This is a genomic window from Blautia fusiformis (assembly GCF_020686995.1).
In the GTDB taxonomy this organism is placed as follows: Bacteria; Bacillota; Clostridia; order Lachnospirales; family Lachnospiraceae; genus Blautia_A; species Blautia_A fusiformis.
This window is the reverse complement of record NZ_JAJEPT010000003.1, coordinates 222,014-244,710: the sequence shown is the minus strand read 5'-3', so window position 1 is coordinate 244,710 and position 22,697 is coordinate 222,014. Positions and strand designations below refer to the sequence as shown.

The following is a 22,697-nucleotide window of genomic DNA, read 5'->3' as shown; positions in this document are numbered from 1 at the left end:
TGTATGCTGCGGTACTCAGAATGGAACGTTGTGCCGATCTGGTTTCTGTATTCTTCGGTACTTATGGTGGTACGCTGTGCCGATCTGCAATCTGGTGCTGGGATTCTTCGGTACTTATAGTGGTACGCTGTGCCGATCCCGTTTCTGTATCCTTCGATACTTATAGGAATATTCTGTACCGGTCTGACATTTCAGAACAGGACGCCCAGTCCGCTTCCATCCCCCGCATGTTTTTTCCTGTCGGCTGGAAGCGTCAGCCAGAGGAAGGTGGCATCGGGCCGGGCTGCTGCGGAGGAGGGGTGATTACTACTTGGGCTGCGGGAGACGGCGTTATTGCGGCAGGGTCTGCTGTCTGAGCCGGAGGCGAGTTCTGGCCCTGCCGCAATGCTTTTAGCCGTCTCACGGAGCCCTAGTAGTATCCCCCCGACGGAGTCCCTGCCCGGTGCGATGCCACCTTCCTCTGGCGTTCCTCAACCACATCCACCTCTCAAAACCTCAAAAACATCCCCGACTGCATCCACTCCCGGAGCGATGCCACCTTCCTCTGGCGTCCCTCTCCATCCTTCTCACAAAACCTCAAAAGCATCCCCGACTGCATCCACCGAGCAATGCCACCTTCCTCTGGCGTCCCTCGACCACATCCATACACACAAAAAAAAGCCCGGCATCTTCATATTCCAAAGACACCGGACTCCCATCAGTCATATATAAGCTGGAAATGAGACTCGAACTCACGACCCCTTCATTACGAGTGAAGTGCTCTACCGACTGAGCTATTCCAGCTTGTGCTAAACACAACTGATATTATACCGTATTTTACAAAAAATGCAAGCACTTTTTCCTACAATCCACTCAAATCCTTACCCTCCAATCACCCCCAACCATATTCCCATTTAATTCACAAACCATCACTCATCCCCGGAAGCCCCTTTCCTGCGAGAAGCCACCCGTTTCACAACCTTTACCGCATCCTTTACAGCCACAGATTTTTCAACCACCGTCATTTTCGCTTTATCCATACGCTTTCCCCTGCTTTTCCCCACAGTCTTTTTCACATTTCCCTTCTTCACAGAGTTTTTCTTCACATCCCCCTTCTCCGGTGTACACCCAAATACCGCCACACCATAAGCCGGAAGCTTCAGCTTTAAAGAAAATTCCCTGTTATCACACTCCATATGAATAGCCGCTTTCGCCCGTGCATTCACCACACCCTGTCCGCCAAACTTTTCACTGTCACTGTTGAAAATTTCCTTATATTTCCCCGCAAAAGGCACACCAACCCGGTAACTGTCATAAGATACCGGTGAAAAATTACACACCGCAAGAATCGTTTCTTCCGGCTTTTCCGTCTTACGGAGAAACGCAACCACATTCTCATCATAGCTGGTAAACTGGATCCACTCAAACCCATCCGAATTACCATCCATTGCATACAACGCCGGATGATTCCTGTAAAGTTCATTCAGATCATGCAGATACGCCCTCATTTCCGGCCCCACATCCCCATCCGGCGCTGTCATCTTCACACCCGGATGAAGCATCAGATAGCCATACGCAGCACGCAGCTGAGCATCCTTCTGCCTTGAAGATCCCGGAAGCTTCTCCAGAAACTCTTTTAACGTACCCACATCTCTCTTCCCCAGAGTCAGTACATAATGCTCACTATATGCATACATCATGGAAAGCGTCAGCTGATCATAATAATTTCGTCTGTCCAAAGGCTCTGCTTCCAGGTAAGAAAGAAGATCCTTTGTCCAGCCACCACTCCATTTATAGTCAAACCCCAGATGATCATTCTCCACACTGTCTGTAAGCTGCGGCCATAAACCATCCTCCTGTGCGATCAGAAGAATCCCCGGATACTGCTTCTTCACAATAGAATTCAGATGCTTCAGAAACTCCAGTGCCTGAAGATTCTCATTGGAACTATAAAGATTAGCCGTCCACTGTCCCGCCTCTCTTCCAAAATCCAGATACAGCATCGCATCTACATCATCCATCCGAAATCCGTCCACATGAAATTCATCCAGCCAGAAAAACGCATTGGAAATAAGAAAATCTTTGACCATAGGACTTCCGTAATTATAAAGCATGGTGCCCCACATCGGATGAACGGCCATAGCCGGATCCTGTACTTCATAAAGAGGAGTTCCGTCAAATTTCTCAAGCCCTGCATCAAACCGCGGAAACTGAGCCGGTGTCCAGTCCAGGATCACGCCAATCCCTGCCTGATGAAGATCCTCCACCAGTGTCCGGAAATCTGCCGCAGTCCCAAAACGGGTAGTCACAGCATAATACGCAGACGTAGAATATCCTCCTGAACTTCGGTCAAGATACTCCATCACCGGATGAAATTCTACATGCGTATAACCGGTTTCCTTCAGAAACTCCACCAGTTCACCACTGTTTTTCCACTCTGTTACATCCGTTTCATAAATGGAAACCGGAACTTCACGGCTGGCAAACCTTTCACGTTCCTTCATCCACGCTTCATCCTGCCATAAAAAATCCCCCAGCTCTGTTACAACAGAAATCACAGACGGCGCTCCCTGGGTTCCATTTCCGTAAGGATCAGACTTCCGCTGTACATTGCCGCCTTTGATCTTGATCTCATACTGGTAAGAGGCCCCTGCCTGTACACCTGGAACAAAAATCTCAAAAATTCCGGACATTGGCATCCGATGCATCGGAAGACGCCTTCCATCCCACCTGTCAAAATCACCGACCACACTGACACGGATTGCATTGGGTGCCCAGACAGCAAAATATGTTCCTTCTACCTCGCCACAGGTCCCCGGATGCGCTCCCAGCTTCTCATATGCCTTGTAATAGACACCGGCACAAAAAGCTCGTTCCTCCTCTTCCGTGATCTGGCATGGACATTCATACGCATCGTAAAAAGTCTCTTTCCTGCTTCCTCTTATCACACGGAAACGATATTCCGGAATCCTTTTCAGCGGAAGCATTACAGCATAATAACCAGCCTCATCTTCCAGGATCATCGGATAACTCTTTTCCCCTACAACAACCTCTGCAGCATCCGCTCCCGGAAAAAATCCCTGGATCAGAACGCCATCCTCTGTTACCCTTGGCTGCATCACATCACGAGGTGATGCCTCCTCCCCATAAACGATCGCCTCGATCCTGGGCCAATCCATATATTCATACGCTTTATCAGCCATAATCGTCTCCTCCATCATATTTGTTGTTTTATAGACTAAGTTTACCACCATTTTACAGAAAAATAAAGATAACAGTTCTAATCTTCGCAAAAAATACCACAAGTAACCGGTAACAGAACAGAAAATAATTCGATTTGGTCCTTCCCAAAATCATGTGTAACGATTATAATATGAAGCAGAATATGAAACAAATAACTTATCAGGAGGAATCATCAATGGAAAACAGACAGTATGATGTAACAGCTCTCGGCGAGCTTCTGATCGACTTCACAGAAAACGGTGACAGTTCCCAAGGAAACCCTACTTTCGAGGCAAACCCGGGCGGAGCTCCCTGTAACGTTCTTGCCATGCTGAACCGTCTTGGCAAAAAAACTGCATTTATCGGAAAGGTCGGAAACGACATGTTCGGCAAGCAGCTGAAGGCTGCCGTAGAAGAATGCGGCATTGATACCAGAAATCTTGTCATGGACGATGAAATTCACACTACCCTTGCTTTTGTACATACTTACCCGGACGGAGACCGTGATTTTTCTTTCTACCGTAATCCAGGTGCAGATATGATGCTGACAAAGGATGAGGTAGATGCCGATCTGATCCGCAATTCCAGGATCCTCCATTTCGGCACACTTTCTTCCACACATGAGGGTGTCCGTGAAGCAACCCGCTATGCTCTTGACGTGGCAAAAGAAGCCGGATGCATCATCACCTTTGACCCGAACTTACGCCCTCCACTCTGGAAGGATCTGAACGATGCCCGCAAAGAGATCGAATACGGCATGGAACGCTGTGATGTACTGAAGATTTCTGATAATGAAGTGGAATTTCTTTTCGACACAACAGATTATGACAAGGGTGCTGCCCTTATCGAAGAAAAATATCATATCCCGCTTGTGCTGATCACAATGGGAAAAGACGGAAGCCGCGCTTATTATCGCGGACGGAAGGTCGAGGCTGCTCCTTTCCTTCAGGAACACACCATCGAAACCACCGGCGCCGGTGACACCTTCTGCGCAAGCACATTGAACTATGTTCTTGAGCACGGGCTTGATGATCTCACAGACGAGAACCTTGCAGAACTGCTTACTTTTGCAAATGCGGCAGCTTCTCTTATCACAACAAAGAAGGGCGCGCTTCGCGTGATGCCTACAAGGGATGAAGTTCTTGACTTCATCGCATCTCGCAAGTAATTAGTTTTTATTTTTTCTTATAGTTCTTATTTATTAGCTTTGATAAGCTGAGGAAAACCGCAGGGGGAGAAAGCACTCGGAGTTACGAAGCCCGCTTTTCTCCCCCTGCACCCCCTCTTTCCGGGCACGTACCGCGGAGGCGGCGCTTCGCGCCTGTCCGCCAATTGTTGAAGTTTCTACGTATTTTCCCTGTTATATCATATATTTTTATTAATGTCTTATCGTATAAAAATTTATATCCAATACCATTACGTATATTATATTTACACATTATGTTTGTATTTGATATATTTGCATTTAATATATTCGCATTTGATATATTCCCATTTGATATATTCTCATTTGATATATTCCCATTTAATATATTCGCATTTGATATATTCTCATTTGATATATTCCCATTTGATATATTCCCACTTGATATATTCCCATTTAATATATTCCCATTTAATATATTCCCATTTAATATATTCGCATTTAATATATTCCCATTTGATATATTTACCATTCAAATTCACTTCTATAATATTCCAAAAAATCCGCAGATGTGCCCCGCACATCGAGACCTACCAACCCCCTCCCCCCCTCACTCTCGGCTCAACCTTCCACATCCAATACCGTCACATACATATAACGGCCTCAAGACTATTTCACTCCCAACAACCCCCTCAGGCCGTTCTCCTCCATCGGCTCAACCTTCCGTATCCAATACCGCAGCATACAGACACAAGTCAACAAAACTCCCACCCTCCACAACCAAGCACTCAAAAAAAAGCCCGAGGGGTGTGCAGAGGGGCCGCGGCTTTGCGGCCCCTTTGCGGTTTTCCTATTTTCGCAAAAAAATACTGCGTCCGTTCGCCAACCCGAACGAAACACAGTATTTTTCAAAAGTATTTTTTTACATTTTGTTACTTAACAACACGTACTCTGTACATGCCCTCGATCTCCTTGAGTTCATCCAACGCCTTAGCAGACGCCGCACTCTCAAGATCAATAAGAGTATAAGCAAACTCCCCTTTACTCTTATTCGTCATATCCGCAATATTCAGTCCCTCGGATCCAAGGATCTTGGTAACCTGACTGATCATATTCGGTGTGTTGCTGTGCGCAAGAGAGATTCTTCCAACAGCCACACAGGTACCCATATCACAGTTCGGATAATTAACTGAATTTTTGATATTACCATTCTCAAGGTAATCGCGGATCTCCTTTACAGCCATCTCTGCACAATTTTCTTCAGATTCCTCTGTAGACGCACCAAGATGCGGAGTTACCAGAATACCCTCGCGTCCTGCAACTGTCTCATTTGCAAAGTCAGTTACATACTTCTTAACCTTGCCACTCTCAACAGCCTCGATCAGCGCATCCTCATCAACAAGAAGATCTCTTGCAAAATTCAGAAGAACCACGCCGTCCTTCATCTTATCGAAAGCTTCTTTGTTGATCATCTTCTTAGTGCTGTCAAGAAGCGGCACATGAATGGTGATATAATCGCACTGGCTGTAGATCTCATCCAGGCTCTTGCTGTGCTTGATGGTTCTGGACAGATTCCATGCCGCATCAATAGAAAGATATGGGTCATAGCCATATACTTCCATGCCAAGACCGCATGCTGCGTTTGCCACCATGGCTCCAATGGCTCCAAGACCGATGATACCAAGCTTTTTGCCGCTGATCTCGCATCCTGCGAACTGTTTTTTCTGCTTCTCGGCAAGCTTGCCGATGTGCTCTTTATCTTTCTCCTGTGCAACCCACTCGATACCTCCTACGATATCTCTGGATGCAAGGAGCATACCTGCAAGTACCAGCTCTTTTACGCCGTTTGCGTTAGCTCCAGGTGTGTTGAATACAACAACACCCTTCTCTGCATACTCCTTAACCGGAATATTATTGACGCCTGCACCTGCACGTGCAACTGCGCAAACACTCTTCGCAAGCTCCATGTCGTGCATTTTTGCACTTCTTACAAGGATTGCATCACACTGGTCAGCTGTCTCTGTTTTTTTATAATTATCGCCAAAAAGTTTCAGACCTTTTTCAGCGATAGGATTCAGGCAATGATACTGGAACATTATGCATTCTCCTCCTCGAATTTTTTCATGAATGCAACCAGTGCCTCTACGCCGGCCTTTGGCATAGCATTGTAGATGCTGGCACGCATTCCGCCAACAGTACGGTGTCCTTTCAGGTTTACAAGTCCTGCTTCAGCTGCCTCTTTGACAAACTTGGCATCCATTTCCTTATCACCGGTTACGAACGGTACATTCATAAGAGATCTGTCTTCCGGAACTACAGTTCCTTTGAACAGCTTGCTGGAATCCAGGTAATCATAAAGGATTTTTGCTTTTTCCTCATTGCGCTGTTTCATCACTTCCAGACCGCCCATCTTCTTCAGCCATTTAAATACTTTTCCGCATACATAGATGCAGTAAGCATTCGGCGTATTGTAAAGAGAGCCTGCGTCTGCATGTGTCTTATAAGTAAGCATGGTTGGGGTTCCCGGAAGAACATCCTCTGTGATCAGGTCCTCACGGATGATCACGATAACCATGCCTGCCGGTCCGATGTTCTTCTGAACACCGCCATAGATAATACCATATTTGCTTACATCTACCGGCTCAGACAGGAAGCAGGAGGATACATCTGCTACCAGAGTCTTACCTTTTGTGTTTGGAAGTTTTTTGAATTTTGTGCCGTAAATGGTGTTGTTCTCACAGATGTATACGTAGTCTGCATCCGGGCTGATCGGCAGATCACTGCAGTCCGGGATATAGCTGAAGGTTTTATCTTCAGAAGAGGCGATCTTGTTTGCTTTTCCGTATTTCTGAGCTTCCTGATAAGCTTTTTTTGCCCACTGTCCTGTTACGATATAATCTGCGACCTTGTTTTTCATAAGGTTCATCGGGATCATGGCAAACTGCTGGGATGCTCCTCCCTGAAGGAAAAGTACCTTGTAGTTATCCGGAATGTTCATAAGCTCGCGAAGATCTTTCTCTGCAGTATCAATGATCTCCTGAAAAGCTGCACTTCTGTGGCTCATTTCCATAACAGACATTCCTGTGCCGTTATAATCCATCATCTCATCCGCTACTTCTTTGAGTACTTCCTCCGGAAGCACTGCCGGTCCGGCAGAAAAATTATACACTCTACTCATGTTTCTTCATATCCTCCTCGTCAAATACATCATCAAGGTTCGCACCAGCCGGTACCATCGGGAACACACTCAGATCCTGATCGATCCAGCAATCCAGAACGACAGGTCCCTCTGCTGCCAGCGCCATCTTAAGTGCAGGCTCCACATCTTCCATCTTTGTCACACGAATGGCTTTTGCACCCAGCGCCTCTGATAATTTCACAAAATCAACGGCGTCATCCAGTACTGTGGAAGAGTATCTCTTTCCATAGAAAAGCGTCTGCCACTGACGCACCATTCCCAGTACATGATTGTTCATAACAATCTGGATCAGCTGTCTGCCACAGCGCGCAGCTGTTGCCAGCTCATTCATATTCATACGGAAGCATCCGTCACCTGCTATATTTACAACTGTTTTTTCCGGTCTGCCCATCTTCGCGCCAATTGCAGCGCCAAGGCCGTAGCCCATGGTTCCAAGGCCGCCGGAAGTAAGAAGAGTTCTCGGCTCTTTGTATTTATAATACTGCGCCGCCCACATCTGATGCTGTCCAACATCTGTGGAGATGATCGCATCACCGTTGGTCAACTCATAAAGCTTCTCTATAATATACGGACCTGTAAGCTGTGTGTGATCATAATTCAGCGGATATTTTGATTTCAATTCCTGGATATGTGCGATCCACTCCGGATGTTCTTTCTTCGGAATTTCCTCCAGAAGGCGTTTCAGCACTTCCTTCACATCACCGATCACACTGGCATCCACTTTGATATTTTTATTGATCTCCGCAGCATCCACATCGATCTGAAGGATTTTTGCATTATGTGCAAAAGTTTTGGTATTTCCTGTTACACGGTCACTGAAGCGTGCACCGAGAACAATAAGAAGATCGCACTCTGTTACGCCAAGATCGGAAGTCTTGGTTCCGTGCATACCTACCATACCTGTATAGAGAGGATCTTCTCCCGGGAAGGTACCCTTGCCCATCAGAGTATCGCAGACAGGAGCCTGGATCCTGCGAGCCAGCTCACGTACTTCCTGGTCAGCACCGGAGATCACACATCCGCCGCCAACAAAAATAAACGGTTTCTCTGCCTCTCTGATCATTTCCAGTGCCTGATCAATATCTTCTTTACGGATACTTTTGATCTCACGGTTAACCGTAGCCGGATGGCATGGCTCATATTCATATTTCATTCCTGTGATATCCTTCGGGACATCCACAAGCACCGGGCCGGGTCTTCCGCTTTTTGCAATATAAAATGCTCTTCTTAACGTATCTGCAAGATCTTCGATATTCTTTACGATGAAACTGTATTTTGTTACAGGCATTACGATACCTGCGATATCAACCTCCTGGAAAGAATCTCTTCCCAGGAGTGGTCTTCCTACGTTTGCAGTAATGGCTACCATCGGTACGGAATCCATGTATGCAGTCGCGATCCCTGTTACCAGGTTAGTTGCTCCTGGACCGGAGGTTGCCAGGCAGACACCCACCTTTCCAGTCGCTCTTGCATAACCGTCAGCAGCATGGGATGCACCCTGCTCGTGGGAGGTCAGTACATGTGTGATCTCATCTTTGTATTCATATAAGGCATCGTAAACATTCAGGATCGCGCCGCCCGGATATCCAAATACGGTATCAACGCCCTGTTCCTTCAGACATTCTACGATGATCTCTGCACCTGTAAGCTGCATATCTTTCGTTCCTCCTTATTTTGCTTTCGGTACTTCCAGGATCGCACCACGGTTTCCGGATGTTACCATGGAAGCGTATCTTGCCAGATATCCGGTTGTCACCTTCGGCTCTCTTGGCTGCCATTTTTCTCTTCTAGCCTGCATCTCTTCATCTGAAACCTTGATCTCCAGTTTCAGCTCCGGAATATTGATGCTGATGATATCGCCTTCCTCAACCAGTGCGATCGGGCCGCCTACTGCTGCCTCCGGTGATACGTGTCCGATAGCGGCTCCTCTGGATGCACCGCTGAAACGTCCGTCGGTGATCAGGGCTACGGAAGAACCAAGTCCCATTCCCACGATGGCAGATGTAGGGTTCAGCATCTCTCTCATTCCAGGGCCACCCTTTGGTCCCTCATAGCGGATAACCACAACATCCCCCTCTACGATCTTACCGCTCTTGATGGCAACAATTGCGTCATCCTCGCTGTCAAATACACGTGCAGGACCTTCATGTACCAGCATCTCCGGTACAACAGCAGAACGTTTTACAACACCACCATCCGGTGCAAGGTTTCCTTTCAGTACGGCAAGTCCGCCTGTCTTTGTATACGGATTGTCGATCGGGCGGATAACCTCCGGATTCAGGTTTACACAGTTTTTGATATTCTCACCTACTGTTTTTCCGGTTACTGTCATACACTCTGTATGGAGAAGTCCCAGCTTGTTCAGCTCATTCATGACCGCATAGACACCACCGGCCTCATTAAGATCTTCCATGTAGGTCGGGCCTGCCGGTGCAAGGTGGCAAAGGTTCGGGGTCTTCTCACTGATCTCATTTGCAAAGCTGATATCAAAATCCATTCCGATTTCATGTGCGATAGCCGGAAGATGAAGCATACTGTTTGTGGAGCATCCAAGTGCCATATCTACTGTAAGTGCATTTAAAACTGCCTCTTTTGTCATAATGTCTCTTGGGCGGATGTTCCTTCTGTACATTTCCATTACCTGCATTCCTGCATGTTTTGCAAGACGGATACGCTCGGAGTATACGGCCGGGATGGTACCGTTTCCTTTCAGTCCCATACCGAGAACCTCTGTCAGGCAGTTCATGCTATTCGCAGTGTACATACCGGAACATGATCCGCAGGTCGGGCAGGTTTTGTTTTCGAATTCTTCCAGATCATCTGCTGTGATGGTTCCTGCTGCATAGGAGCCTACTGCCTCAAACATACTGGAAAGACTGGTTTTGTGTCCTTTTACATGGCCGGCAAGCATCGGACCGCCGCTTACGAATACAGTAGGAACGTTGATCCTTGCCGCTGCCATCAGAAGGCCAGGTACGTTTTTGTCACAGTTGGGAACCATGACCAGGGCATCAAACTGATGAGCCAATGCCATGGCCTCTGTGGAATCTGCGATCAGGTCACGTGTAACAAGGGAATATTTCATTCCAACGTGTCCCATTGCGATTCCGTCACATACTGCGATCGCCGGAAATACAACCGGTGTGCCGCCAGCCATTGCAACGCCGAGCTTTACAGCATTTACAATTTTGTCAAGGTTCATATGTCCCGGTACGATCTCGTTATAAGAACTTACGATTCCTACCAGTGGTTTGTCCATTTCTTCCTTTGTCATTCCAAGGGCATTGAACAGGGAACGATGTGGTGCCTGCTGTGTGCCTTTTCTTACGGTATCACTTTTCATTTTTAAGGTCTCTCCTTTTTATTCTTTACGATAGGATCCGGTATCTGTTTATAGACTTCCTCTTCCAGGTACCGGGTTTTTCTGTTCTGTTTCGTTTTCTTCTCTCTGTCCCGCTTCATTTATGCAATGGCATCTGCGATCAGATCGCCCATCTCTTTGGTTCCGACAAGCTTGCATCCGTCAGACATGATATCTCCTGTTCTGTAACCCTCTGTAAGAACCTTCTGTACTGCTGTTTCCACAGCATCTGCTTCTTTATCAAGATCCAGAGAATATCTCAGCATCATAGCAGCGGAAAGAATGGTTGCGATGGGGTTTGCCTTGTTCTGGCCTGCGATATCCGGTGCAGAACCATGGCTCGGCTCATAGAGACCAAGCTTTGTCTCATTTAAGCTTGCGGAGGAAAGCATTCCGATAGAACCGGTCACCATACTTGCCTCATCAGAGAGGATATCTCCGAACATGTTTTCTGTAAGGATAACATCAAACTGCTTCGGATCACGTACCAGCTGCATTGCACAGTTATCAACCAGCATATGCTCCAGTGTTACATCCGGATAGTCCTTTGCCACATCCTCTACTACACTTCTCCAGAGTCTGGAAGAATCAAGAACATTGGCTTTATCTACACTTGTAACCTTATTTCTTCTCTTACGTGCGATCTCAAATGCCTTAATGGCAATACGGCGGATCTCATTCTCATTATAAGAAAGAGTATCTACTGCTGTGCGGACTCCGTTCTCCTCAGTAGTCTTTCTTGCTCCGAAATAAAGACCTCCTGTAAGCTCTCTTACGATGATCATGTCAAAACCATCTCCGATGATCTCATCACGGAGCGGGCATGCATCACGAAGCTCATTGTAAAGATAAGCCGGACGAAGGTTTGCAAACAGGTTCAGCGCCTTACGTATCGCAAGAAGACCTGCCTCCGGGCGTTTGGACGGCTCCAGCTTGTACCACGGGGATGTCTTGGCATCGCCGCCAATGGAACCCATCAGTACTGCATCAGAAGCTTTTGCCTGGGCAATGGCTTCCTCTGTAAGAGGTACTCCGTGAGCATCAATGGATGCCCCTCCTAAAAGAACCTCTGTGTATGAAAATTTATGACTGTATTTCTCACATACTCTGTCTAAAACTTTTTTGGCCTCGGCAACAATCTCCGGACCGATTCCGTCTCCCGGAATCAGGGCAATCTTGTACTCCATTTTATTCACTCCTCCGATTTCCCCTGTGCTGTAAAATTTTAACGCACTGGTGTGGATAATTGTTATTATCATAACGCACTTTTCGACGGATTTCAACCTATTAAATAGATAAAGTTATTTCCGGAATGCAAAAAATAAACAGCAATTCCCTGTTTCTGCCGCCACAGAGACATACTTTCGCACACAAAAAAAGAAAAACTGCCCTACCATTCCGGTACAGCAGTCTTTCTTTTTTTATCATATTCTGTTTTTCCTGATGATCTTCTCAGAATTTCCCGCTGGAACCACCGAAGGTATCACCGGAAGATGAGGTATGGGTGCTGGAACCACCGTTATTATCCTCATTTTTCGGTTTTGCAGATTTTGATACCGTACTGTAGAGGTAAAAATCATTACTTCTGGTCACATTCATACTGCCCTGCCGCACATAAGAAGCCGCCCGATCCTGTTTTCGCACAGTTTTCAGCTTTCTTCTCATATTTCCGGTCACCAGTAATCCTGCCACAAGCCCCACAGCAAGAGCGATCAGCAGGTTTATCCCAACCGCAAAAGGCTCATCCGGAAGGTTTTCCACATCGTATGGCTCTGCCTCATTTGCCTGCGTGATAAAATCATCGCATTCCGTGGCAAACTTATGAAACGCTTCGTTATAATCACCGTCACTTAAATAAGGCTTCACCTGATCCATGATGTAGGACTGTCCGGCATCCGTAAACACTTCTATCGCATATCCGTGTGTTGCAATGGCCCAGTTACGGTCTCCCATATCCAACAGGAATAAAATACCGTCACCATTTTCCCCCTGCCCATATCCATGGTCAATAAAATAATCCTCCGCATACGCCTGGGCTGTTTTTCCCTCAAGACTGTTAACGGTAACGACCACAACATCTACCTGATCCCGCTCACTGATCTCATCCAGAGTACTGCTCAGGCTCTCCTGCTGCTCTGCATCCAGAAGTCCCGCCTGGTCATCCAGACGGCTTACGGTGCCTGCCCATACTGGAAAAGCACATGCCAGACACAAAAGGATCGATATCAAAAATACAGATATTCTTTTTTTCATGGCATCCACCTCCCTACAAAGCCCAGATCAGATACAGGATAATATAAGTGATCACACCCACGACCCCCGTTGTTCCCAGGAACCATCGTGCAAAAGCGTTCTTGTCTGTAGGCAGATTTCCCACAAATTTCCCTGTCTGACCATTCATGGCAAATATGTAATTATCACCCTTCCACTTCGTCTGCAGGATCCATACGGGATATAACGCATATTTCGTTGTCCCGTTATGAAGCCGGATACTGGTATTCTCCGGTACCACACTGGCGTATCCTCTCACCGTATCCCGGAATGCAGCCTCTGTGCTGCGGCGGATACGCTCATTGGCACGTTCCTCACACTCGCTGGCTGTCACATCATATTTATCTGCAAAATATCCAGCCAGATACGCAGTCTGAAAATCCACCGCTTCTTTGAAATCAAAAGGCTCTATAGACTCCATCAGATCATTTTCCATGCTGGCAGAGCCATCCACCGGTACATGATCAAAACCAAGAGAACCACTTCTATGTACTGCATAATAGCTGGTCTCCGTATAATCATAATCACTATCGCTCCAGAACCGGGTCTTTGTTGCACGGTAACGGATATCTGCGTCTGCGTCTGTGTCATACAGCCAGAACGGAACGTAGATGCCCTTAACCTCGCTGATATGATTCTCTGACTTAAATGCTTTCGGCAAAAGTCTCTTACCGGTAAGATGCTTTTTCAGCCTCTCCTTTGCCGCTTTCTTGTCCAGCTTAAACGGGATCACATAATCCGGCTTCAGTGCACCGGACAGCTGCCCGGTCATTACCACCGGACTTCCGCAAAACGGGCAGGCCGTTGCTGCCGTATTGGCATCTCCCACGATCTCACCGCCACAGGACTTGCACACATAGGTACGCAGCCCCTCACTCTCCCCGTCCTGCCACTCACTGCCGGCCTCATCCGACCAGCTCATATCCTCAGGCTGCTCTTCCTCCACAGTCTGGGCATATTCCGATAACGTACCAACATCAAACTCCGTATCACAAAACGGACACTTCATCTTCTGCACAGAACTGTCAAACTCTATGGAGCCACCACAGCACGGACACTTAAACTCCTGCATCTTCGCCATATATTCACCTCACTTCATCATTCTGTATCCAACAACCGGCAGGAGTTACCCTGCATTTTGCTCCTGACCATCTCTCTTTCTGATCTATACTGCATCCTCCGGTCCGAACGGATCACCGCACTCCGGGCAGAATTTCGGTGGATTCTCCGGATCTGCCGGTTCCCATCCGCACCTGCTGCAACGATACTGCATCTTCTTCTCCGGCTTCTTCGCTCCGCAGTTCATACAGAACTTGCCTTTATTCACCGTACCGCAGGAACAGGTCCAGCTGTCCTCCACCGGACGCGATGCACCACACTCCGGACAGAATTTCCCCGAAGAAACCGCACCACAACTGCAGGTCCAGGAACCAGCCGCAGCCGCAGCCCCTGCTCCGTTCCCTGCCGGCGAAACCGGCTGCGCTGCCTGCTGCTGTACACTCTGCTGCTGCGCCTGCTGCTTCTGGCCCATCTCAAACAACTGCTGCGCATTCAGACCACCTGCATTAGCAGCCATACCCATGCCCATAAAACCAGTCATAGCCCCTGCTGAATTAGAAGCCGCAGCCTTCATAGCATCCGCCTGGGCCCCGGTCAGAGTAGCCGCAGCCATAGCAGGATCACGCATCATAGCCGTACGCTGAGCCTGCTTGATCATCTCGGCATCCTCATCCGGCAATGTCACAGAACCAAGTGCCACACTGACCACCTTAAGCCCACGAAGCTCCTCCCACTTGGCAGAAAGCACCTCATTCATGGCATTCTCCAGCTCCGTATTATGAGTCACGATCTGATTCGGACGCAACTCCAGCTCCGAAAGCCTTCCGAAAGCAGGCTGCAGCGCACTGATAAACTCCGCCTTCAGCTGTCCGTCCAGCTCCTCTCTGGTATACTCCCGCTCCACATTTCCACACACATTCGTATAAAAAAGAAGGGGATCCGCGATCCTGTAGGAATAAACACCATGACATCTCACAGCCACATCCACATCCAGCCCGATCCTGGAATCCACAACCCGGAACGGGATCGGATTAGCAGTACCAAACTTGTTATCCACAAGCTCCTTGGTATTAAAATAATACACCCTCTGATCCTTACCCGTATCACCGCCAAAAGCAAACCTCTTCCCGATCGTATCAAAGGTCTTCCTGATTCCGTCACCCAGACTACCTGAAAAAATACTCGGCTCCGTAGAAGCATCATACGTATACTCTCCCGGATCCGCACAAACCTCAACAACCTTTCCCTGCTCCACGATCATCATACACTGACCATCCGCCACAGCGATCCCGCTGCCGCTGGAAATGATATTATCACTCCCATGTTTATTGGAAGACCTGGAAGAAGACCTCTTCGTCCCCTTCACAACCATCACTTCTTTATCCATAGCCTCACAGTAAAAAAACTCCTTCCACTGATCCGCCAACGTACCACCCGCTGCACCCACAGCCGCTCTGATAAGACCCATAAATCCAACCCCTTTCTGAAAATTCATTCTTATTTACAATTTTACGATATTCCAAAGCCATCGTCACTCTCATTTCTGATAGTAACATCATTATTACACGAATTTTACCAAAAATCCACTTATTTCTATACAATATTACAATTGTTATATTCCCATCACATCCGCAATCTCAGCACATCCACACAATCCATCTGCGCTGGCATCAAAGGCTATTCTCCCATCACATCCGCAATTCTAGGCACATCCGCAACCCCAGGCTGACAGCGCAGCGCCTCAGCCGTCCCCACCCAACCAAACACAAACTCAGCCATTGCAGTCGTCCAGCGCAGCGCTGACGACCCACAACCAACCGTCAAACGACACTATTTTCTCACCGGAAGCACCAGCCGGGGAAGGGGATGCTGGATGGCTCTGCTTCTGCAGGAGGGGAGCTGATTCTTGGACGACGGGAATCTGCGTTGTTTTTCAAAAGTCCGCTGTCTGAGCGGCAGCAGGCCGCGAGTTCGGACTTTTTAAAAACGCTTTTAGCAGATTTCCGGCGTCCTAGAAGCCAGCCCCCGACGAAGCCGCAGACCAGCCAGCATCCCCTTCCCCGGCGTCCCTTCATCCGTTCGTTCGTCCGTTCGTCCACATACAAATACAAAAAAAGACACCACGTCACAAAAAACGCAGTGCCTCTCTCATATTCAAGTTATTGCGAAAAAAGCATCAAGCAGAAGCCTGATCAGCCTTCTCAACCTCAGCAATCGCCTGCTTCCTCATAGGAATACGGCAATTCTTATTATTACCAAACTCAACAATAACATCTTCCTCAGTCATATCAATAACAACACCATAAAAACCACTGGTAGTAACAACACTGTCACCAACCTCCATGCTGTTCAACATAGTCTGAGTTCTCTTCTGCTCCTTCTTCTGCGGACGGATCATCATAAAATACATAATTCCAAACAGAACTACGATCCAGACAATACCAAGACCCGCGCTAAGTCCGCCAGCTGCCGCTGTAGATGATGCGATCATTTCAAATTCCTCCTGCTAAAAACAAATAATCTGCGGTACCCCCGCCGTTACTGACCTCTAAAAGTGTCACTTCGTATTATCATACACAAAAACCAAAAAACCTTCAAGAGTTTTCTTATAAAATCAAAGTAATTTACACAAATTTTATAAATAAAACTTACCGGTTCCCGTTGATCCTGCCTTCCTCAAAGCCTTCCAGACGCATCTTCTTATAAGCCGCAAAATTCCCTGCATCCAGCGCATCCCTGATCTCTTCCATCATATGATTATAGAAATACAGATTATGCAGAACGCAAAGCCTCATGCCAAGCATCTCCTTCGCCTTCAGAAGATGACGGATATACGCTCTGCTGTAATGACGGCAGGTCGGGCACTGGCACTCCTCATCGATCGGTTTGGAATCCAGCTCATACTTTGCATTAAAAAGATTCATCTTGCCATGGTTGGTATACACGTGACCATGACGGCCGTTACGGCTGGGATATACACAGTCAAAAAAGTCAATACCACGCTCAACCCCCTCCAGGATATTGGCCGGGGTACCAACCCCCATAAGATACGTCGGCTTGTTCTGCGGCAAATGCGGAACTACCTCATCCAGGATCCGGTACATCTCCTCATGACTTTCACCAACTGCAAGGCCGCCCACTGCATAGCCGTCCAGATCCATCTCCGCGATAGCCTGGGCATGCTCAATACGGATATCTTCATAAACAGCCCCCTGGTTAATGCCAAAAAGAAGCTGGTTCTTGTTAATGGTATCCGGCAGACTGTTCAGACGAGCCATCTCATCCTTGCATCTTTTAAGCCAGCGTGTTGTACGCGCTACCGATTTCTGTACATAATCCCTGTCTGCCACACTGCTTGGGCACTCATCAAAGGCCATTGCAATGGTAGAGGCCAGATTTGACTGGATCTGCATGCTCTGCTCCGGTCCCATAAAAATCTTATGACCATCGATATGAGAGTTAAAATACACGCCCTCTTCCTTGATCTTACGAAGCTTCGCCAGCGAAAACACCTGGAATCCGCCGGAATCGGTAAGGATTGGTCTGTCCCAGTTCATAAATTCATGAAGACCTCCCAGCTGCTTTACCACCTTGTCGCCAGGGCGCACATGAAGATGATAGGTATTGGACAGCTCTACCTGTGTACCGATCTCATGAAGATCCACAGTGGAAACTGCACCTTTAATTGCTGCAATTGTTCCTACATTCATAAAAACAGGAGTCTGGATCGTTCCGTGGACCGTCTTAAACTCGCCCCTTTTCGCTCTTCCTTCTGTTGTGATCAGTTTATATTCTGCCATTTCATTTCCCTTCTAAAAACATTTTAAAGTTGTCTCTGCCCGGCATCTGCGTCGCAGATACAGCCATAACCAGCTACCGATGCAAATATCTTTCAAAACTTTTAGTCAATATCATAACACATTTTTTTCTTTACGGCTACTGATTGTTAAACTTTTACATTGCCATTTTTTAAACGATATCGTATAATATAGAATATTCGCTTAAAAATCCTTTATAATAAGAAGAAACAACTCCCATCTGACAGAAATGTCAGAGTCGGGCAACCCCTGTATAGATACAACGAGGAGGAAATCAATTTTTTATGAAGAAACACACACTTGGAATTGACATTGGTTCCACCACTGTTAAGATTGCGATCTTAGACGAAAACGATACGCTTGTCTTCTCCGACTATGAGAGACATTTTGCAAATATCCAGGAAACCCTTGCAGATCTTCTTCAGAAAGCTGAGGATCAGCTTGGTGAACTGACACTCTGTCCGGTCATTACAGGTTCCGGCGGACTGACACTTGCCAATCATCTGGAAGTACCTTTTGTACAGGAGGTTATCGCCGTATCCACTTCCCTGCAGAAGCTGGCACCAAAGACGGATGTTGCTATCGAGCTTGGAGGCGAGGATGCCAAGATCATCTATTTCGAAAACGGAAATGTAGAGCAGCGTATGAATGGCATCTGTGCCGGCGGTACCGGTTCCTTCATTGACCAGATGGCATCTCTGCTCCAGACCGATGCACCAGGTCTTAATGAATACGCCAAACATTACAAGGCACTTTATCCCATTGCGGCACGCTGCGGTGTTTTCGCAAAAACAGATATCCAGCCACTGATCAACGACGGAGCAACTAAGGAAGACCTTTCTGCCTCCATTTTCCAGGCAGTTGTCAACCAGACCATTTCCGGTCTTGCCTGCGGTAAACCGATCCGCGGACATGTTGCCTTCCTTGGCGGGCCTCTTCACTTCCTTTCTGAGCTGAAGACTGCTTTTATCCGAACCCTGAAGCTGGATGATGAACATATTATCGCACCGGACAACTCTCATCTGTTCGCAGCCATCGGCTCCGCCCTGAATGCAAAGCAGGATGTTACCGTTTCCCTGACTGAACTGAAGGAACGCATGCGGACTACCATCAAGCTGGATTTTGAGGTAGAACGTATGGAGCCGCTTTTTGCCACAGAGGACGACTACCAGGCTTTCCATAACCGTCAGAGTGCCTACAGGGTAAAAACCGGAGATCTTTCCACCTATAAGGGAAAATGCTTCCTGGGGATCGACGCCGGCTCTACCACAACAAAAACCGCGCTGGTAAGCGAAGACGGAACTCTTCTTTATTCCTTCTACAGCAGTAACAACGGAAACCCGCTGAAAACCACCATCAACTCCATCAAAGAGATTTACAGCCTTCTTCCGGAAGATGCAGAAATTGCTTTTTCCTGCTCCACCGGTTACGGCGAAGCCCTGATCAAAGCGGCACTTCTTCTTGACGAAGGTGAAGTCGAAACCGTTTCCCATTATTACGCAGCTGCTTTCTTTGATCCTGAAGTAGACTGCATCCTGGATATCGGCGGTCAGGATATGAAATGTATCAAGATCCGTAACCAGACTGTTGACAGTGTACAGCTCAACGAAGCATGTTCCTCAGGCTGCGGTTCCTTTATCGAAACCTTTGCAAAATCTCTGAACTACACAGTACAGGACTTTGCAAAAGCAGCTCTTTTTGCAAAACATCCCATTGATCTTGGAACACGCTGTACTGTATTTATGAATTCCAAAGTTAAGCAGGCCCAGAAGGAAGGCGCTGAGGTTTCCGATATCTCCGCTGGTCTTGCCTACTCCGTTATCAAAAACGCCCTCTACAAGGTTATCAAGGTTTCCGATGCTTCCGAGCTTGGCAAGCATATCGTTGTACAGGGTGGTACCTTCTATAATGACGCAGTTCTCCGCAGCTTTGAGAAGATTGCCAACTGCCAGGCCATCCGCCCGGATATCGCCGGGATCATGGGTGCCTTCGGTGCTGCTCTGATCGCAAGGGAGCGCTATCAGGAGGGTGAAAAAACCTCCATGCTTTCCATCGATCAGATCAACAGCCTCCAGTACACCACCTCCATGGCAAACTGCCGCGGATGTACCAACAACTGCCGTCTGACCATCAACAAATTCTCCGGCGGCCGTAAATACATCAGCGGAAACCGCTGTGAGCGCGGACTTGGAAAAGAAAAGAACAAGGATCATATCCCGAACCTTTTCGATTACAAATATAAGAGGCTCTTTTCCTATGAACCACTTTCCGCAGATAAGGCTACCCGTGGACAGGTTGGTATCCCACGTGTTCTGAATATGTTTGAGAATTACCCGTTCTGGTATACCTTCTTCACAGAGTTGAAATACCAGGTGGTGCTTTCTCCTACTTCCACACGTAAGATCTACGAGCTGGGTATTGAGTCCATCCCAAGTGAATCCGAATGCTACCCGGCCAAGCTTGCTCACGGACATGTCACATGGCTGATCCGTAACGGTGTGAAATTTATCTTCTACCCATGCATCCCTTACGAACGCAACGAGTTCCCGGATGCGGTCAACCATTATAACTGCCCGATCGTTACTTCCTATGCGGAAAATATCAAGAACAATGTGGACGAGCTCAGTGATCCATCCATCACCTTCCGCAACCCGTTCCTGGCATTTACTTCCGAGGATATCCTAACAAACCGCCTTGTGGAAGAATTCCAGGATATTCCTGCCGCCGAGGTCAAAGCTGCTGCCCACAAGGCCTGGGAAGAACTTGCAGCTGTACATACGGATATCCAGAAAAAGGGTGAGGAAACCCTGCAGTACCTGAAAGAAACCGGCCGCCGCGGAATCGTTCTTGCAGGCCGTCCATACCATATTGACCCGGAAATCCACCACGGTATCCCGGATATGATCAACAGCTACGGAATCGCCGTATTTACCGAAGACTCCGTTGCACACCTTGGACATCTGGAGCGTCCCATCCGTGTCAACGACCAGTGGATGTATCACTCCCGTCTCTACTCTGCCGCAAATTTTGTAAAAACAAGAGAGGATCTGGATCTGATCCAGTTGAATTCCTTCGGATGCGGACTTGATGCCGTTACCACCGATGAGGTTTATGAGATCCTGGATGGAAGTGACAAGATCTACACCTGCCTGAAGATCGATGAGGTCAACAACCTGGGTGCGGCAAGGATCCGTATCCGTTCCCTGATCGCTGCTATCCGTGCAAAACAGGCACAGAATAAAAAAAGGAACATCAATCCGGCTTCCATTGAGAAAATATCCTTTACCAAGCAGATGCGTAAGGAGTACACCATTCTCTGCCCGCAGATGTCTCCATTCCACTTCGGAATCTTTGAGGCTGCTTTTAAAGCATCCGGCTATAACCTGGAAGTCCTCCCCAACGACAACAAGCATGCTGTTGATGTGGGTCTTAAATATGTAAACAACGATGCCTGCTATCCGTCCCTGATGGTTGTGGGACAGATCATGGATGCTCTTCTTTCCGGCAAATATGACCTGAACAAAACTGCAGTCATCATGTCTCAGACAGGCGGCGGCTGCCGTGCCTCCAACTATATCGCATTCATCCGCCGCGCCCTGAAAAAAGCCGGTATGGAGCAGATTCCGGTTATCTCCCTCAACTTAAGCGGACTGGAGAGCAACCCTGGCTTTAAGCTGACACTGCCGCTGATCAAGCGTATCGTTTACGGTGCCGTATTCGGTGATATCCTGATGAAATGCGTATATCGCATGCGTCCTTACGAGCTGGAAAAGGGTATCGTAAACCGTAAGCACAAGATCTGGGAGCAGCGCGTCATTGCCTTCGTAACAGGCAGCAGCGTCAGCCATGGTACCTTCAAAAAAATGTGCCGTGAGATGGTCCATGATTTTGATACGATCCCGATCTCCGATGAGAAAAAGCCTCGCGTTGGTATCGTAGGTGAGATCCTTGTCAAGTTCCTGCCTGCTGCCAACAATCACCTGGCAGATCTTCTGGAGGCAGAAGGGGCAGAACCGGTTGTTCCGGATCTTATCGACTTTATCTGCTACTGCTTCTACAACCAGAATTTCAAGGTTGAAAAGCTTGGATTCAAGAAATCCAAGGCAACCATCGCAAATCTTGGTCTCAGAGCCATCGACTGGCTGAGAAAAACAGCAAATGAAGCCCTGGAGCAGAGCCGCCACTTTACACCGGCCGCAGATATCCGTGATCTTGCAAAAATGGCTGCGCCCATCGTTTCTGCCGGAAATCAGACCGGTGAAGGATGGTTCCTGACCGGAGAGATGATGGAACTCATCCACGGCGGTGTCCCGAACATCGTCTGCATCCAGCCTTTTGGATGCCTGCCGAACCACATCGTAGGAAAAGGTGTCATCAAGGAAGTTCGCCGTGAGCATCCGGAAGCCAACATTGTTGCCATCGACTACGATCCAGGTGCCAGCGAAGTAAATCAGCTGAACAGGATCAAACTTATGCTTTCCACAGCACAGAAGAATCTGCATAAAGACGATAAAAAAGACGCATAACAAGAAATGTAGGTTACAAACATCTTTTTCCCAAAAAACAAATTCAAAGCTGCACAGCCGCAGGATTCCTGCCGGCTGTGCAGCTCTTTTTATTTCAGATATGATTCCTGTCAGACAG

General features: G+C 47.7%; 15 protein-coding genes and 1 tRNA gene. 3 read left to right on the top strand and 13 right to left on the bottom strand.

Annotation, left to right across the window (positions count from 1 at the left end):
• Window positions 1–356 (top strand): hypothetical protein (locus tag LKD46_RS04635; protein ID WP_227573879.1); only part of this gene is annotated, 356 nt, incomplete at its 5' end.
• Window positions 357–710: 354 nt separating this feature from the next.
• Here the strand turns inward: LKD46_RS04635 and LKD46_RS04630 are convergent.
• Window positions 711–783, bottom strand: a tRNA-Thr gene (locus tag LKD46_RS04630).
• A 125-nt stretch (window positions 784–908) separates the two neighbouring features.
• Window positions 909–3,182, bottom strand: a complete 2,274-nt coding sequence (glgB, locus tag LKD46_RS04625; protein WP_227573878.1) for a 1,4-alpha-glucan branching enzyme — start codon at window positions 3,180–3,182, stop codon at window positions 909–911.
• Window positions 3,183–3,397: 215 nt separating this feature from the next.
• On the opposite strand from glgB, the gene LKD46_RS04620 reads away from it, so the two are divergent.
• Complete coding sequence (locus tag LKD46_RS04620; RefSeq protein WP_227573877.1) at window positions 3,398–4,369, top strand: carbohydrate kinase family protein; 972 nt, start codon at window positions 3,398–3,400, stop codon at window positions 4,367–4,369.
• Between the two features lie 82 nt (window positions 4,370–4,451).
• On the opposite strand, the gene LKD46_RS04615 is transcribed toward LKD46_RS04620, so the two are convergent.
• From LKD46_RS04615 to tgt, 11 genes are all read right to left on the bottom strand, one after another.
• Window positions 4,452–4,877, bottom strand: coding sequence for a hypothetical protein (locus LKD46_RS04615; RefSeq protein ID WP_227573876.1), 426 nt, complete (start codon window positions 4,875–4,877; stop codon window positions 4,452–4,454).
• Window positions 4,878–5,277: 400 nt separating this feature from the next.
• Window positions 5,278–6,441 (bottom strand): phosphoglycerate dehydrogenase, encoded by a 1,164-nt coding sequence (locus LKD46_RS04610; RefSeq protein ID WP_227573875.1) that lies wholly within the window; start codon window positions 6,439–6,441, stop codon window positions 5,278–5,280.
• Window positions 6,441–7,523 (bottom strand): 3-phosphoserine/phosphohydroxythreonine transaminase, encoded by a 1,083-nt coding sequence (serC, locus tag LKD46_RS04605; protein ID WP_118514353.1) that lies wholly within the window; start codon window positions 7,521–7,523, stop codon window positions 6,441–6,443. The genes LKD46_RS04610 and serC overlap by 1 nt, the downstream gene beginning before the upstream one ends.
• Window positions 7,516–9,198 carry a biosynthetic-type acetolactate synthase large subunit gene (gene ilvB / locus LKD46_RS04600; protein ID WP_015527148.1) on the bottom strand — a complete coding sequence of 561 codons (1,683 nt, stop codon included), beginning with the start codon at window positions 9,196–9,198 and terminating at the stop codon, window positions 7,516–7,518. Before ilvB ends, serC begins: the two co-directional genes overlap by 8 nt.
• Window positions 9,199–9,213: 15 nt before the next feature.
• Window positions 9,214–10,887, bottom strand: a complete 1,674-nt coding sequence (ilvD, locus tag LKD46_RS04595) for a dihydroxy-acid dehydratase (RefSeq protein WP_092068317.1) — start codon at window positions 10,885–10,887, stop codon at window positions 9,214–9,216.
• A 119-nt stretch (window positions 10,888–11,006) separates the two neighbouring features.
• The gene (leuB, locus tag LKD46_RS04590) at window positions 11,007–12,092 is read right to left on the bottom strand and encodes a 3-isopropylmalate dehydrogenase (RefSeq protein ID WP_015527150.1); all 1,086 of its coding nucleotides are present in this window, start codon (window positions 12,090–12,092) and stop codon (window positions 11,007–11,009) included.
• Between the two features lie 265 nt (window positions 12,093–12,357).
• A complete protein-coding gene (locus LKD46_RS04585; protein ID WP_092068322.1) occupies window positions 12,358–13,158 on the bottom strand; it encodes a TPM domain-containing protein in 801 nt (266 codons plus the stop codon).
• A gap of 13 nt (window positions 13,159–13,171) precedes the next feature.
• Entirely contained in the window at window positions 13,172–14,257 is a 1,086-nt protein-coding gene (locus LKD46_RS04580; RefSeq protein WP_022426084.1) for a TFIIB-type zinc ribbon-containing protein, read from the bottom strand.
• An 84-nt stretch (window positions 14,258–14,341) separates the two neighbouring features.
• The gene (locus LKD46_RS04575; protein ID WP_114002139.1) at window positions 14,342–15,703 is read right to left on the bottom strand and encodes an SPFH domain-containing protein; all 1,362 of its coding nucleotides are present in this window, start codon (window positions 15,701–15,703) and stop codon (window positions 14,342–14,344) included.
• Between the two features lie 708 nt (window positions 15,704–16,411).
• Window positions 16,412–16,726 carry a preprotein translocase subunit YajC gene (gene yajC, locus LKD46_RS04570; protein ID WP_015527154.1) on the bottom strand — a complete coding sequence of 105 codons (315 nt, stop codon included), beginning with the start codon at window positions 16,724–16,726 and terminating at the stop codon, window positions 16,412–16,414.
• A 157-nt stretch (window positions 16,727–16,883) separates the two neighbouring features.
• Window positions 16,884–18,035 carry a tRNA guanosine(34) transglycosylase Tgt gene (tgt, locus tag LKD46_RS04565; protein ID WP_015527155.1) on the bottom strand — a complete coding sequence of 384 codons (1,152 nt, stop codon included), beginning with the start codon at window positions 18,033–18,035 and terminating at the stop codon, window positions 16,884–16,886.
• 302 nt (window positions 18,036–18,337) lie between these two features.
• On the opposite strand from tgt, the gene LKD46_RS04560 reads away from it, so the two are divergent.
• On the top strand, window positions 18,338–22,579 hold the full coding sequence (locus LKD46_RS04560) for a 2-hydroxyacyl-CoA dehydratase (RefSeq protein ID WP_118369015.1): 4,242 nt from the start codon (window positions 18,338–18,340) through the stop codon (window positions 22,577–22,579).
• Window positions 22,580–22,697 lie beyond the last annotated feature (118 nt).

Excerpts from the sequence above, each read along its gene's own strand:
- glgB (WP_227573878.1), bottom strand. The coding sequence starts at position 3,182 with ATGGCTGATAAAGCGTATGAATATATGGATTGGCCCAGGATCGAGGCG.
- LKD46_RS04620 (WP_227573877.1), top strand. The coding sequence starts at position 3,398 with ATGGAAAACAGACAGTATGATGTAACAGCTCTCGGCGAGCTTCTGATC.
- LKD46_RS04615 (WP_227573876.1), bottom strand. The coding sequence starts at position 4,877 with ATGGTAAATATATCAAATGGGAATATATTAAATGCGAATATATTAAAT.
- LKD46_RS04610 (WP_227573875.1), bottom strand. The coding sequence starts at position 6,441 with ATGTTCCAGTATCATTGCCTGAATCCTATCGCTGAAAAAGGTCTGAAA.
- serC (WP_118514353.1), bottom strand. The coding sequence starts at position 7,523 with ATGAGTAGAGTGTATAATTTTTCTGCCGGACCGGCAGTGCTTCCGGAG.
- ilvB (WP_015527148.1), bottom strand. The coding sequence starts at position 9,198 with ATGCAGCTTACAGGTGCAGAGATCATCGTAGAATGTCTGAAGGAACAG.
- ilvD (WP_092068317.1), bottom strand. The coding sequence starts at position 10,887 with ATGAAAAGTGATACCGTAAGAAAAGGCACACAGCAGGCACCACATCGT.
- leuB (WP_015527150.1), bottom strand. The coding sequence starts at position 12,092 with ATGGAGTACAAGATTGCCCTGATTCCGGGAGACGGAATCGGTCCGGAG.
- LKD46_RS04585 (WP_092068322.1), bottom strand. The coding sequence starts at position 13,158 with ATGAAAAAAAGAATATCTGTATTTTTGATATCGATCCTTTTGTGTCTG.
- LKD46_RS04580 (WP_022426084.1), bottom strand. The coding sequence starts at position 14,257 with ATGGCGAAGATGCAGGAGTTTAAGTGTCCGTGCTGTGGTGGCTCCATA.
- LKD46_RS04575 (WP_114002139.1), bottom strand. The coding sequence starts at position 15,703 with ATGGGTCTTATCAGAGCGGCTGTGGGTGCAGCGGGTGGTACGTTGGCG.
- yajC (WP_015527154.1), bottom strand. The coding sequence starts at position 16,726 with ATGATCGCATCATCTACAGCGGCAGCTGGCGGACTTAGCGCGGGTCTT.
- tgt (WP_015527155.1), bottom strand. The coding sequence starts at position 18,035 with ATGGCAGAATATAAACTGATCACAACAGAAGGAAGAGCGAAAAGGGGC.
- LKD46_RS04560 (WP_118369015.1), top strand. The coding sequence starts at position 18,338 with ATGAAGAAACACACACTTGGAATTGACATTGGTTCCACCACTGTTAAG.